The sequence below is a fragment of the Methylobacter sp. BBA5.1 genome (assembly GCF_000746145.1).
Classification (GTDB): domain Bacteria; phylum Pseudomonadota; class Gammaproteobacteria; order Methylococcales; family Methylomonadaceae; genus Methylobacter; species Methylobacter marinus.
Map to the genome: position 1 here is coordinate 178,619 of NZ_JQKS01000003.1, position 13,499 is coordinate 192,117.

General features: G+C 55.1%; 12 protein-coding genes. 2 read left to right on the forward strand and 10 right to left on the reverse strand.

All coding sequences use genetic code 11. The annotated features are described in order from the left end of the window. Positions 1-36: 36 nt before the first annotated feature. The 8 genes from EK22_RS02955 to sucC form a co-directional block, all read right to left on the reverse strand. Positions 37-2,010, reverse strand: coding sequence for a monovalent cation:proton antiporter family protein (locus EK22_RS02955; RefSeq protein WP_036247910.1), 1,974 nt, complete (start codon positions 2,008-2,010; stop codon positions 37-39). Positions 2,011-2,429: 419 nt separating this feature from the next. Further along, positions 2,430-2,762 (reverse strand): type II toxin-antitoxin system RelE/ParE family toxin, encoded by a 333-nt coding sequence (locus EK22_RS02960; RefSeq protein WP_036247911.1) that lies wholly within the window; start codon positions 2,760-2,762, stop codon positions 2,430-2,432. A gap of 46 nt (positions 2,763-2,808) precedes the next feature. Continuing rightward, the gene (locus EK22_RS02965) at positions 2,809-3,033 is read right to left on the reverse strand and encodes a type II toxin-antitoxin system Phd/YefM family antitoxin (RefSeq protein WP_051961629.1); all 225 of its coding nucleotides are present in this window, start codon (positions 3,031-3,033) and stop codon (positions 2,809-2,811) included. A gap of 259 nt (positions 3,034-3,292) precedes the next feature. Then, positions 3,293-4,903 (reverse strand): NAD+ synthase, encoded by a 1,611-nt coding sequence (locus EK22_RS02970; RefSeq protein ID WP_036247913.1) that lies wholly within the window; start codon positions 4,901-4,903, stop codon positions 3,293-3,295. A 101-nt stretch (positions 4,904-5,004) separates the two neighbouring features. Beyond that, positions 5,005-5,802: a ceramidase domain-containing protein gene (locus EK22_RS02975; RefSeq protein WP_036247916.1), complete on the reverse strand. Its 798-nt coding sequence runs from the start codon at positions 5,800-5,802 to the stop codon at positions 5,005-5,007. A gap of 57 nt (positions 5,803-5,859) precedes the next feature. Next, a complete protein-coding gene (locus tag EK22_RS02980) occupies positions 5,860-6,384 on the reverse strand; it encodes a DUF6398 domain-containing protein (RefSeq protein WP_027147090.1) in 525 nt (174 codons plus the stop codon). Between the two features lie 48 nt (positions 6,385-6,432). Further along, on the reverse strand, positions 6,433-7,299 hold the full coding sequence (gene sucD, locus EK22_RS02985) for a succinate--CoA ligase subunit alpha (protein ID WP_036247920.1): 867 nt from the start codon (positions 7,297-7,299) through the stop codon (positions 6,433-6,435). Then, complete coding sequence (gene sucC, locus EK22_RS02990; protein ID WP_036247925.1) at positions 7,296-8,462, reverse strand: ADP-forming succinate--CoA ligase subunit beta; 1,167 nt, start codon at positions 8,460-8,462, stop codon at positions 7,296-7,298. The genes sucD and sucC overlap by 4 nt, the downstream gene beginning before the upstream one ends. Before the next feature lie 153 nt (positions 8,463-8,615). Here sucC and EK22_RS02995 point away from each other — a divergent pair, with 153 nt between their 5' ends. Beyond that, positions 8,616-10,244, forward strand: a complete 1,629-nt coding sequence (locus EK22_RS02995; RefSeq protein ID WP_036247927.1) for a sensor histidine kinase — start codon at positions 8,616-8,618, stop codon at positions 10,242-10,244. Next, a complete protein-coding gene (locus EK22_RS03000) occupies positions 10,241-11,587 on the forward strand; it encodes a sigma-54-dependent transcriptional regulator (protein ID WP_036247929.1) in 1,347 nt (448 codons plus the stop codon). The genes EK22_RS02995 and EK22_RS03000 overlap by 4 nt, the downstream gene beginning before the upstream one ends. A 43-nt stretch (positions 11,588-11,630) precedes the next feature. Here the strand turns inward: EK22_RS03000 and EK22_RS03005 are convergent, their stop codons facing one another. Both EK22_RS03005 and EK22_RS03010 read right to left on the reverse strand, forming a co-directional pair. Continuing rightward, a complete protein-coding gene (locus EK22_RS03005; protein WP_036247931.1) occupies positions 11,631-12,101 on the reverse strand; it encodes a hypothetical protein in 471 nt (156 codons plus the stop codon). Positions 12,102-12,278: 177 nt separating this feature from the next. After that, positions 12,279-13,499: a UbiH/UbiF/VisC/COQ6 family ubiquinone biosynthesis hydroxylase gene (locus tag EK22_RS03010; RefSeq protein WP_036247935.1), complete on the reverse strand. Its 1,221-nt coding sequence runs from the start codon at positions 13,497-13,499 to the stop codon at positions 12,279-12,281.

Genomic DNA, 13,499 nt, shown 5'->3' on the forward strand with positions numbered 1-13,499 from the left:
TAATCATGAGGTTCCGATTATGCCCGGGATGGTACTTTAGCCCAGCAAGCGCCTTTCGGCATGATCCAGATCATCGGCCGCGCCAAAAAGCACGACGACATCATCTTCTTTAATCAAAGTGTCAAACGGCTCGGGCGCTCGATTACCTTGCCTGACCAGCGAAGCCACGGTGACGCCCTCCGGCACCAGTTCCGCCAGTTTTTTCCCCACGGCATAACTGCCCGATGAAATCAATACTGACCGCAGCGCATCGGCGGCAAGCGCATCCGAATTGTCCGAATACACATCCTCGCCACGGTATAGCTCCCGCAGCAAACGATAACGGCCGGCGCGTTGCTGCTGCATGCGCCGCACGACGCGATTAAACGGCACATTCAGGAGCAATAAGGCATGAGAAGCGATCATCATGCCCGCCTCCAGTGCTTCCGGCACCACCTCCGTTGCACCGGCCTGGCGCAGTTCGTCCGCGTGAGTTTCGTCGCGGGTGCGCACCATAACCGGTAAGTCCGGCCGTAAAGTACGGGCATGATGAAGCACCTTCTTTGCCGACACAACATCGTCATAGCTGATAACAATCAGCTTTGCGGCATCAAGCCCCACCGCCTCGAGAATGTCCCGCTCCGCCGAATCGCCGTAATAAACCGGCTCGCCGGCAATGTGCGCTTCTTTGACCCGGGATGAATCCAGATCGAGCGCAACATAAGGGATCTGTTCTTCTTCCAGAAAATGCCCCACGCTCTGCCCGATGCGTCCATAGCCGCAAATAATCGTGTGGCCGCTCAGATGTTTGGCAATATCCGCGCTGACCGGATAGGTTTCAGGATCAGCCTGAAGCGCCGCCCGCCGCACGAACAGTCCGGCCAGGGCATGGTTATAACGAATTAGAAAAGGGGCGACAATCATGGAAAACAACACCGAGGTAAAGACAATCTGCGCATGCCTATCGGTTATCGCATTCACATCGAGCGCGATGGCCAGCAAGGCGAAACCGAATTCGCCGCCTACCGCCAACAGGAATCCGGTACGCCATGCCGTCAGACCGTCGAGTCCCGACAAGCGCACGATCAAAGCCACCAGCAGCGTTTTCGACGTCAACATTGCGGCGACACCGGCTAAAGCCCACGGCCAATTCCGCGGTATCTCGGAAGGGTCGAACAGCATCCCGATACTGACGAAAAACAAGCCGATCAGCACATCGCGAAACGGTCTGATCGTGGACTCCACCTGATGCCGAAACTCGGTTTCGCCAAGCATCATACCGACCAAAAACGCGCCGAACGCCATCGAAAGCCCCAAGCTGCTGGTGGTCCAGGCAGCCAACAATGAAACAAAGAGCACAGTCAGCGTAAAAAGTTCGGCGGAACGTCTTGCGGCAACGGCGTGAAACAAAGGCCGCAACAGCCACCGCCCGAGCACGAACACCAGCAGAAAAGCCAGGACAGCCTTGGCCAAGGCCCAACCCAGCGCCTCAAACAAGGCCCCGACATCGTCGTCGATGACACTCAGCACCGGGATAATGACCACGAAAGGCACCGCAGTCACATCCTGAAACACCGACATCGCCACACCCAAGCGGCCATGATGGCTGTGCTCCTCGCCTTGCTCGGCGAGCTGTTTGCTGATAATCGTCGTGGAGGATTGCGCGAACACCGCGCCGATGACAAAAGCCGTCGCCGGCGGCAATCCCATCAGCCAGCTAGCCGCGCCGATCACGGCCGTTGTCAGCAAAACCTGTCCTGTTCCCAACCCCAATACCTGGCTTCGCAACGCATGAATCTGCGGCAGTGAAAAACTCAAGCCAATTGTGAACAGCAGAAAAACGATGCCGAATTCGGCGACTTCCCGGATCTGTTGAACTTCAATAACGGGGCCGGGCGTGTGCGCGCCGAACAGCACCCCGACCAACAGGTAGCCGATGCTAGACGGAATATGCAGCTTCTGAAAGGCCACGACGACAGCCACGGAAGAACCAAGCAGCCAGAGTAGCTGTATAAAGGGTTGATCGATCATTTTCGAGATATTTCTCTGAATTACAAAGGTAAAATTACAAAGCCGAGGAACAGGCAAATAAGAAAGGCGTGGAGATTACATTCGCCAGGTCGAGACCGAGTGCCCCGCCTTGGCGGATGTAATCAAAGAGAAGAGTTCCTACTTATTATGCGAACCAAGGCCCGTATGAACTTCATCATGCATTTTCATAGCCATAATTTTTGAAATAATAAATTCTGGCAAGCGGCAAACCTATAATGCCGATAATAACGTACTTACTCAATTTCCGGCATCCGGCTTTCTTGCTATCTTCATATTATTGCCATCACAAGAGGTTCAACGCTCATAGCATTATGACGCCAAGGTTTTCATGGATATTCCGATATCATGGGACCCCAACAGGTAATCTGTAAAGGCGTTAACTTCGATGAATGAGGTGATTACAGTCCAAACCTGACAAGGCGTTGTGTCAACAAGGTTTCCATATCCCATCGCCCGTCCAGAATGGCGTGAACAATGGTGGTTTCCGGTAACTGTTCGCAGATAATACGATAAGGTTTGACGATGACTTGCCGATATTGCCGAATGCCCAACGTCAATAATTCCGTGGGAATACTGCAGAGCTCAGTAAAGTCGGCAAGGCTGTTCACGGCGGCTTCCAGGCGATCTATGATTTTTGCCGCTGTTTTGTTATCCACTTCAACCAGGTAATACTCATTGATGTCTAGTAAATCAAGCAATGCCAGTTCGGCAATGACCACCGGACGTTTCATTTCAAACCGCGTCGTTGCCTAAGTCGGGAGCAAGCCTCGGCACTTGTTACCGTTTTGCCATTGCTAACCGCTTGCTGGCTTTGCCCAATATTTTTAGCAACGCCAACGTTTCCAAGGTTTGCTCATAATCGGCCACCGACTGAATCACCATAGCGGCTTCGCCGTTTCGGGTGATAACCATCGGCTGATGAGTCGTCTTTAAATTTTCAATGACGTCAGCCACGTTAGCTTTAAGGTAGCTGATCGGTTTGATGTTTTCGGAAAGTTTCATGGTGTTTTCCTGCCATAGGGCTTAATTTGGCCTTAATTAAGGATGCGGCAATTAATAACTCCCCTGGCTAGATATGAATCAACACCTGTGTATGGGCGAATAAATTCGCCCATACATAAGCGCCGGTTTCATCCACAAACCGGGAAATTATTTTTAACCAAATCCTAAGTTAACCATTACAGACGCCAAACCATCGGTAAATCAATCTCCCAATCAATGGCCGCGCCGAGTGGCTTGGCATCTTTGCTGTAGGTTCGGTTTAAATCCCGCGATATCCCGACGTGATCGGATAACGCCGGTCGCGGCCGAAGGCCCGGGGCGTGATCCGGATGCCGGGCGGCGATTGCCGGCGTTTGTACTCATTCCTGTCGACCAGGCGTATGGCCCGTTCGACATCCTCGCGCCTGAAGCCGGCTGCGATAATCTCTTCGGCCGACTGATCCAGTTCCACATAACGCTCCAGTATCGGGTCCAGCACGCTGTACGGCGGCAAAGAGTCCTGATCGACTTGATCGGGCGCCAGTTCGGCCGAAGGCGGTCTCACCAGCACGCGGTCCGGTATCACCTGTGACAGTGAATTGCGATAGTGCGCCAGCGCGTAAACCAGCAGTTTCGGCACATCCTTGATCGGCGCGAAACCGCCGGCCATGTCGCCGTATAACGTCGCATAGCCGACGCTCATCTCGCTTTTGTTGCCGGTCGTCAGCAGCAGCTTGCCCTGTTTGTTGGATATCGCCATCAGGATCACGCCGCGGCAGCGCGCCTGGATGTTCTCTTCGGTCGTGTCCCTGGCCGTGCCGGCAAATACATCGGCCAGCATGTCCGTGAAAGCGTTGACGGCCGGCTCTATCGGTATCGTGTGGTATTTGACGCCCAGGGCTTCGGCTTCCAGCATCGCATCTTCGAGACTCATGGGCTGCGTATAGCGTGACGGCATCAGCACGGCTTCCACTTTGTCGGCCCCTAGCGCATCAACGGCCAGCGCCAGCACGAGGGCCGAATCGATGCCGCCGGACAGGCCCAGGATGGCGCCTTGAAAACCATTCTTGGCGACATAATCCCTGATGCCCAGCACCAAAGCCCGGTATTCGCTGGAGATCTCGTTGTACAAGGGGGCACAGATGCTTTTCCGCGGCCTGTTGCCGTCAAATTCGACCACGCTGACCTGCTCGCAGAATTCCTCGGCCCGGAACACGACTTCGCCGTCACGGTCGACCACAAACGAGGCGCCGTCGAAGATCAGCTCATCCTGACCGCCGACCTGGTTGACATAAACCAGCGGCAGCTGCAACGCCTTGACCTGATTGACGACGATGTCCTCGCGTTCATGGATCTTGCCGGCATGGAAAGGTGAGGCGTTCAGGGTCAGGATCAGCTCTGCACCCGCCTCCTTGTTCCTGGCCACGATGCCGGTCTGCCAGATGTCCTCGCAAATCGTGATGCCGATCGTGACGCCTTTTAAGGTAAACAGCGAGGTCTGCCCGCCTTCGCAGAAGTAGCGCTTTTCGTCGAATACGCCGTAGTTGGGCAGGGCGTTCTTTCTGTAGCGGGCCAGCACGGCGCCATCGCGCAGCAGCGCCGCGCTGTTGTATAGTTTGCCCTGATAGCGGTCGGGAAAGCCCAGTACCACATCGATGCCGGACACCTGTGCGGCGATGTGCTCGACAGCGCGTGCCGCATGCGCGATAAAATCCGGCCGCAACAGCAAATCCTCGGGCGGATAGCCGGTCACGGACAGTTCGGGAAAGACGATCAGATCGGCCTGCAACCGGTCCCTGGCATGAAGGGTGGTATCGATAATCCTGGCGGCGTTGGCGTCGATGCCGCCGACCAATAAATTGATTTGAGCTAACGCTATTTTGAGAGACATGTAAATTAACAATGACTGATGTTGAAGATTTGACTGCAAGGACGACAAAAAAACTGTAGTGCGGTACGAAACCTAACCTACAGGCTGATCATAGCAAATCCTTATTCAGGAACGACACCGCTTGTCGGGTTTATCGACTGAGGCACCGGGACCCGCTTTTGCAATGCGCTCAGATACAGCCAGGCTCCGCCTGCGGCAAGCAGATGCTTGAGCGAGTGTCCGCTTAAGAAGCGCAGGTGTTCGTAAATGACGACATCGCCCGATTCCGCCAGTTTAGCCGCGGCATAGATACCAACCAATCCCCACAGATAGCCGTTACCGGAAAACCGGGACTGGCAGTAAATCAGCATGACCGGAATCAGCACCATGGGCAGGAACTGAACCAGGCCATAGAAACGCAGATCACCGTGCCCTTGCTGTTCGCTCCAATGCCAATAAATGACCGATAGCATACCGGCCAGAACCAGCGGATAGAGCAGTCGTCTGCCCCATTCAACTGACAGGAATTCGCCGACCACGGCTGAGAACAGCGCCATAAAGGCTATCGTCATCGGCAGCCGATCCCAGATCAGCGACTCATTGTCAGGATCTAAGTGGTAATACCCCGATCCCAATCCGACTAAAAAAACACCTATGAAAAACGTCAGATAAGCCGGGCGCAACTGCGGCAAGCCGCCATCAAGCGGGTTGTTGATAATTTGCTGTATTCCCATGAAACCGACAACCAGAAAAGGCAGGTTGGTCATGACATTCCAGAAGTTGGGAATGCCCAAGATCTGTTTTTGATCGCCAAAGTAATGATAACTCAGGTCCTGCGGGATCTTCGGCACCAGCGTAAAAACCGCAATTGAGGCAACAATAGAAAATAAAGCGATAAAAATGAGGATTGATTTATTCACGGTTATACCAACTCTTCATTAAAGTCTGATGTCGCTTTAGCATGGAATGCCAATACCTCATTTTTCAATTTTAGCTTCCGGAATAAACGGAATAAGCCCTTTCTGGAAGGCTATTTCCTGTATTTCTCTTGGCAACTGACGCGCATCGACTATCATGCCGTTCACTATTATCTTCCAGGCCAACGGGTTATCGTTTAATCGGCTGGGGAGGTACCAATTCGGATCTAGCGGCCCCATTTTTAATGTATCTTTAACGACTTTTGCCTTCGCAGCGCCGGCACTCTTGCTGACGGCAAATTGCTCGCACAAATCTGCCGCACTGATATACGGCTCCTGACTTTTATCGAATAGGAAGTTAACTGAGCCTATGGCATAGGTAATTCCACAGGCCCAGGTGTTTATCTTCCCTGTTGACAAAGGCGACTGCCGCTTCCTGCACAGCGCGGCCGTTGCATACCGAATTAGTTGGGCATATTCATCGTTAAGATAAGCAGCCGAAAATTCATCAGTTAATTTAATAACAGCGTTGAAAACAGGCTGCATTGCCTGTGGCACTTTTTCTGATTGATTGGGTTTTGGCATTATATTTTCTATGAACAGATGACATATATAAACGACTGGCTACCCGGACTACAAACACCCCTGCATCGCCACGCCGATATCGGCCGGCGAATTGACGACTTCGATGCCGGCCGCCCTGAGCGCGGCGATTTTGCCTGCCGCCGTGCCCTTGCCGCCGGTGATGATGGCGCCGGCATGGCCCATGCGCTTACCGGGCGGCGCCGTCTGCCCTGCGATATAGGACACCAGCGGCTTGGTGACATGCGCCTTGATATAGTCGGCTGCATCCTCTTCCTCGCCGCCGCCGATCTCGCCGACCATGACGATGCCGCGGGTCTGATCGTCCTGTTGGAAACGGCTGAGCACGTCGATAAAGTTCATGCCGTGGATTGGGTCGCCGCCGATGCCGACGCAGGTGCTCTGCCCCAGCCCCTGCCGGGTCGTCTGGTTGACGGCCTCGTAGGTCAGGGTGCCGGAGCGCGAGACGATGCCGATGGAGCCCGGCAGGTGGATATGGCCCGGCATGATGCCGATCTTGCACTGGCCCGGCGTAATCACGCCCGGGCAGTTCGGCCCGATCAGCAAAGAGTCGGTGCCGGCCATCGCGGCCTTGACGCGCAGCATATGCAGCACCGGAATGCCTTCGGTGATGCAGACGATGATTTTGATGCCGGCATCGACGGCTTCCAGGATGGCGTCCGCCGCGTAAAAAGGCGGCACATAGATCATGGTCGCATCGGCGTCGGTCTGCCTGACTGCGTCCTCGACGGTATTGAAGACCGGCAGGCCCAGATGTGTGTCGCCGCCGCGGCCCGGCGTCACGCCGCCGACCAGCTGCGTGCCGTAGGTCAATGTCTGTTCGGAATGAAACGTGCCCTGCTTGCCGGTAAAGCCCTGGCAAATCACTTTGGTGTTACGGTCGATCAAGATGCTCATGCGGCCTCCGCTAAGGCGACGACTTGCGCGGCGGCTGTCGCCAGATCTGTTTCTGCAATCAAATTCAGGCCGGAATCGGCCAAAAGCTGGCGCCCCGCTTCGGCATTGGTGCCTTCCAGCCGGACCACGACCGGCACCGTCACATGCACTTCCTCGACCGCCGCCAGAATGCCGCGCGCTATAATGTCGCACTGGACGATGCCGCCGAAGATATTGATCAACACGGCTTTCACCTTGGCATCGGACAGGATCAGCTTGAACGCTTCGGCGACTTTTTCCGGCGTCGTGCCGCCGCCGACATCGAGAAAATTGGCCGGCGCGCCGCCGTTCAGCTTCACCATGTCCATCGTCGCCATGGCCAGGCCGGCGCCGTTGACCATGCAGCCGATAGTGCCGTCCAGGGTAATGTAATTGAGCCCGTATTGCTGCGCCTTGTTCTCTTTCCGGTCTTCCTGGCCCGGATCGCGCAGATCCAGAATATCGGGATGCATGGCGACGGCGTTGTCATCGAAATTGATCTTGGCGTCCAGCGCCAGCAGCTGGCCCTGCTCGGTCAGTATCAAGGGATTGATTTCGATCTGGCTGGCGTCTTTGTCAAGCAGCAGCCGGTACATGCCTCGCATGATCGTTTCCAGCGCCTTGATCTGCTCGCCGGCCAGTCCGAGGGCGAAAGCGACTTTCCGGCACTGATAGCTTTGCAGACCCGCCGCTGGATGAATCTGCAGCGAGACGATCCGTTCCGGCGTGTCTTTGGCGACGGCTTCGATATCCATGCCGCCGGCGGCCGAAGCGATAAACAGGAGTCGGCTGCTGGCGCGGTCGACCAGCACGCTCAGGTAGAACTCGCTTTGGATCGGATAGATTTTCTCGATGAGCAGTTTCTCGACCGGCAAGCCGGCGCTGTCGGTCTGCGCGGTCACCAGGCGCTTGTCCAGCATATCGCGGCTGAAATCCAAGACTTCCTGATGGCTATGGGCCAATCTGACGCCGCCGGCCTTGCCGCGGCCGCCCGCATGCACCTGCGCCTTGACCACCCAGCCGTTGCCGCCCAGTTCTCTGGCGACCTGCCCGGCATGCTCGGGCGTATCGGCCTGATGGCCTTCCGGGACGGCAATACCGTAATCCCTAAATAACCTTTTCGCCTGGTATTCGTGAATATTCATCTATCGCTCCTGAGTCGACCGGCAACGGCCGGAGGGTGTTTTACCCGAGCCTTTGCATCGATGCTATGATTATTTAATCCGCTCCACCGGTTAAACGGGGGCAATTAGCTATTCTAACCAAGTCCCGGCAAAACGCTATTGTTAAAAACACACATGTCCAAAAATATCCCTGAGACTATCTTTCCCTGCCCTTTCTCCCGAGGCTACGGCATTCCCGCCGGCCAGGCCTGGATGCTGCTGAAGGTTTTTTTAACTTATCGTTTTATCCTGGCCGGTTTATTCATCGGGCTGTATCACGGTCAGATAGGCCCCTCCTCACTGGGGTCTTACGATAGCCAGCTCTATAATTACAGCAGCCAGGGCTATTTACTGTTGTCCATCGTATCCGGCATCTGCATCGCCAGGCGGCTGACCAGTTACACACCACAGGCGCAATGGCTCATTCTTACCGACATCGTCATTCTTACGCTGCTGATGCATGCCTGCGGCGGCGTTAGCAGTGGCATAGGCATATTGCTTGCCGTCTCCATCGCCTACGGCGGACTGCTGATCGGCGGGCGTTGCGCGATGTTTTTCGCCGCGCTGGCCAGTCTGGCCGTCCTGGCCGAACAGATCTATGCCGATCAGGCCGACCTTTTTGACAAGACCTCCTACATGTCCGCCGGCATGCTGGGCGCTTCATTCTTTACCATCGCCCTGCTGTCCTACGTGCTGGCAACACGCAGCGAGCAAAGCGTACAACTGGCCCATCAGCAAAAACAGACCATCACCCAACTGGAAGAGCTGAATCATTACATTATTCAACACCTGCAATCGGGCATCATCATCACCAACAAGAAACAGGTGATTCAGATGGCCAATGAAGCGGTATTGCGGCTGACCAATTTACCGAGACTTCCGGCCACGCTTGTCGATATTTCGGAACAATTATGGCTGGCTTTTCAGATCTGGCTCAATGAGCCGGATCAGGCGGCGGCACAACTGCAGCTGCCTAATCAGTCGGAAATTCATATTCGGTTCATGGCGCTGCCGACGCAACAAGAATGCCTGTACCTGATCACGCTTGAAGACATTGCGCTTTATAATCAGCGCCTGCAGCAAAGCAAGCTGGCGTCTTTGGGCCGTCTTACCGCCAGCATCGCCCATGAAATTCGCAATCCGCTGGGCGCCATCAGCCATGCCGGACAATTACTGTCGGAAAACCCCCAGTTATCGGACCAGGACAAACGCCTGACCGAGATCATTCAAAGCCACGCTGGCCGTGTTAACCGCATCATTGAGGATATCCTGCAGCTGTCCAGAAGAAATGCGTCGAGGCGGGAAAAAATCCAACTGAAGATCTGGCTGATCGATTACCTGGAAAGCTTCATGCTTGAACAGGCGATCGACCCCGACACCTTCAAGCTCCTGCTATGCGTTGAGCCGTTGCATGCCCTGATGGACCCCGGACATCTAAAGCAAATTCTGGACAACCTGTGCCAGAATGCCCTCAGATACGGAAAGCCGGAACTGGGGAAAATCACGCTGCAGGCCCGCATCAGCCAACAGATGCCGTGCATAGAAGTGATCGACAATGGTTCCGGCATCGGCCCCGAACAAATCGCCCATCTTTTTGAACCCTTTTTCACGACCTCGCCCAGCGGTACGGGGCTGGGACTTTATATTTCCAGGGAATTAGCCGAACTCAACCAGGCTAAATTGAGCTATTATTTAATGGATGATAACAGGAGTTGCTTCAAACTCTGCCTGCCCAATGCGGAAAATAAACTAATTGAAATATGAAAAAACCACTGGCATTAATTGTCGATGATGAACCCGATATCCGTGAATTACTGGAAATCACCCTTAACCGCATGGATATTCAGACTCACTGCGCCGAGAACATCGGCCAGGCGAAAGCCTTGCTGCAACAGCATTCGTTCAATCTTTGCCTGACCGATATGAAACTGCCCGATGGCAATGGCCTGGAACTGCTGGATTATGTTCAATCGGCCTCCGCCTCAATACCGGTCGCCGTTATTACCGCGCACGGCAATATGGATACCGCCATTCTGGCAATGAAGAAAGGTGCTTTCGATTTTGTTTCGAAACCGGTTGACTTACCGGCTCTCAGGCAAATGGTCAGCGGCGCGCTGAAGCTTTCCAAGGCGACGTTTCCCGCCAAAGACCGGCGCACCCGCCATATACTGCTGGGCGAGTCCCCCGTCATGCGAAGCATCCGCGGCAAAATAGCCAAACTGGCGCTCAGCCAGGCGCCGGTTTATATCAGCGGCGAATCCGGCTCGGGTAAGGAACTGGTCGCCCGGCTCATTCACCAACAAAGTTCGCGCAGTGACAAGCCCTTTATCGCCATCAACTGCGGCGCCATTCCTCAGGAACTGATGGAAAGCGAGTTCTTCGGCCATAAAAAGGGCAGCTTTACCGGCGCGGTCAGTGATAAAAAAGGCTTGTTCCAGGCTGCCGAAGGCGGCACTTTGTTTCTCGATGAAATCGCGGAACTGCCTCAGTCCCTGCAGGTAAAGCTGCTGCGCGCCATTCAGGAAAAAAGAATTCGCCCAGTCGGCGAGCAACAGGAGGTCCCGGTCGATATCCGCCTGCTCAGCGCTACCTATCGTAATCTGGCCGATATGGTCCAGGCAGGCACGTTCAGGCAGGACTTGTATTACCGCATCAACGTGATCGACTTGTATGTGCCGCCTTTACGGGAACGAAGCTCGGATATCCCCGATCTCACCGACCATATCTTGACCAAGCTGACCCAGGCCGGCGGGCTCAACAAACCGACGCTGGCGGCCTCGGCCTTATCGGCACTGCAACAGTATCATTTCCCCGGTAACGTGCGTGAACTTGAAAATATCCTGGAACGGGCTCTGGCTTTATATGACGGTGCCAGTATTGAAATCGATGACCTGAATCTGCCGGTAGGCGCACAGGCTATCGCCGACTCGCCGGCCTATGATCCGGCCCGGGGATCACTGGAAGATTATCTGGAGCAGATTGAGAGAAAGGCGATCGTCATCGCCCTGGAAGAAAACAAATGGAATAAAACGGCTGCCGCCAAACAGCTGGGGCTGTCCTTTCGATCCTTGCGCTACCGCTTGAAAAAACTCGATCTGGACAATTAACCGGCAACAGGAGCACTGCCGGTTAGTTTCTGCAACATCAACATTAAGCCCGGTACTTGTCCATGGCCAGAAGCTTTGTCACAGCCTCTTTTATTTTTGCTTCGGCAGCGGCATCCAGCTCGTTATTCTTGTAAATTTTTTCCAGCAGGCCTTCCGCGACCAGCGCTTCTTTTACCCAGCGCTTGGTAAACCGGTAATTGCTGTGAGCCGAGGTGACCTCTCCCGTAGCCGGATTGCGCAGTTCGCCTTTGCTGGCCTCCTCTACTTTTGGCTCGGGAGTTGGGGTGGCTGCTTTTCTGGGGGTTGTCGGTTTGGCCGCTGTCCGTCTCGCCGTCGTCGCTGGCGCTTCTTTTTTAGGCGCCGCCTCGGTCAGCGTCTGCGCGGCCGCCGCTTCCTGTTTTTCAGGTTTCACCTGCGGCATTGCTGTTTTAGCCGTAGCTCGCTGATCGTTTACGACCACATAAACAACATAAGCCACGAAAATAGTAGTTAATATAAACAACCCTTCAGTCATAACACCTCTCCACCTCATTAAAATTAATTTTTATTATTATCGCCCTGAAAACAAGCGCAACCGGCCAGTGGGCATACTAAATCGCCAGTTCCCGAATATACCAGAAGCCGACAAGCAGGGTAAATACTAAATGCGCAAAACGCGGGCTTTTTGGTACTCGCAGCAAATCCGAGAATCCTACCAGCACGGCTGTGCTTTTGCCAGCCTCGGCAAATCCTCGCGCAAGCCCATGGCGTAATGATTAAAATACGCCTTCACGATGGCCGTGTGATTGATCCAGTTCATGCCGGCGGAACGCAGGCTGATAAAAGGTTGCAATGACACGCCATACGTCTTGTTGAGCACATCCATGCTCGCCATCATCATCAGATTATCGCCTTTACGCCAGCGCTCGTAACGGCGCAAATACCCGGAACCGGCTAATGGCCGCCTTTGCCTTTTCGCTTCTATCACTAACTCGGCTATCGCCGCGGCATCCAGCAGGCCGGCATTGGCGCCCTGCCCTGCCAATGGGTGCATGGCATGAGCGGCATCGCCGACCAGCGTCAGATGCCGATCGGTATAGCGATTGGCGTATTGGAACCGCAAAGGAAACGCCGCCCTGGGACCGACTGCCAGCATTCTGCCCAAAATGCCGCCCGAGGCCTGCTCCAGCGCCTGGAGGAAATCGACGTCGTTCAGGGCCAGGTAGCTTTTTGCCGTTTTCGTGCTCAAGGTCCAGACAATCGAGCTTTGGCCGTTATCCAGCGGCAGAAAGGCCAACGGCCCTTCTTCCAGAAAACGCTGCCAGGCCGTCGCCTGATGGCTCTTTTCGGTCGTGACCGTGGCAACCAGGCCGTCCTGATCATAATCCCAGCCGGTCACGTCTATGCCGGCCATATTCCGCAATGCCGATTCGCGCCCGTCAGCGGCAATCAACAGATCGGCTTCAAGGCAACGGCCGTCTTCCAGGCTGACCAGTCGGCCGTGATCGGTCAACTGCATGCCGGCGACCTTGGCCGGCGTTATGCAATGGGCCGAGGACAAGGTATCCAGCACATCCCATAAAGCCGCGACCGTCACCCGGTTTTCGACCAGATGACCCAATTCGTTGAACTCGGTATCGGCGCAGTCAAAATGCAATTCGCCGTCGCCGCGCGCGTCCCATACGCGCATATCGCGGTAGGCGCATACGCCGCGCCGCACCATGCTCGGCCAGGCGCCGAGCATTTCCAGAATATTTTGCGAAGCCTTCGTCAACGCCGAAACGCGGTTGTCGATCGGCTCCCTCGACCACTGTCTTTCCGGGTTATGCCGATCCAGCAGCGCCACGCTGACGCCGCCGTGCGCCAGGGCACAGGCTGCCGCCGCGCCCACCATGCCGCCGCCGACGACGATTACTTCATAGCGTTCAGTCAT

What these genes read in the sequence shown, in the direction of transcription:
- EK22_RS02955 (WP_036247910.1), bottom strand. Translation starts at nt 2,010, where the DNA reads ATGATCGATCAACCCTTTATACAGCTACTCTGGCTGCTTGGTTCTTCC.
- EK22_RS02960 (WP_036247911.1), bottom strand. Translation starts at nt 2,762, where the DNA reads ATGAAACGTCCGGTGGTCATTGCCGAACTGGCATTGCTTGATTTACTA.
- EK22_RS02965 (WP_051961629.1), bottom strand. Translation starts at nt 3,033, where the DNA reads ATGAAACTTTCCGAAAACATCAAACCGATCAGCTACCTTAAAGCTAAC.
- EK22_RS02970 (WP_036247913.1), bottom strand. Translation starts at nt 4,903, where the DNA reads ATGTCTCTCAAAATAGCGTTAGCTCAAATCAATTTATTGGTCGGCGGC.
- EK22_RS02980 (WP_027147090.1), bottom strand. Translation starts at nt 6,384, where the DNA reads ATGCCAAAACCCAATCAATCAGAAAAAGTGCCACAGGCAATGCAGCCT.
- sucD (WP_036247920.1), bottom strand. Translation starts at nt 7,299, where the DNA reads ATGAGCATCTTGATCGACCGTAACACCAAAGTGATTTGCCAGGGCTTT.
- sucC (WP_036247925.1), bottom strand. Translation starts at nt 8,462, where the DNA reads ATGAATATTCACGAATACCAGGCGAAAAGGTTATTTAGGGATTACGGT.
- EK22_RS02995 (WP_036247927.1), top strand. Translation starts at nt 8,616, where the DNA reads ATGTCCAAAAATATCCCTGAGACTATCTTTCCCTGCCCTTTCTCCCGA.
- EK22_RS03000 (WP_036247929.1), top strand. Translation starts at nt 10,241, where the DNA reads ATGAAAAAACCACTGGCATTAATTGTCGATGATGAACCCGATATCCGT.
- EK22_RS03005 (WP_036247931.1), bottom strand. Translation starts at nt 12,101, where the DNA reads ATGACTGAAGGGTTGTTTATATTAACTACTATTTTCGTGGCTTATGTT.
- EK22_RS03010 (WP_036247935.1), bottom strand. Translation starts at nt 13,499, where the DNA reads ATGACTGAACGCTATGAAGTAATCGTCGTCGGCGGCGGCATGGTGGGC.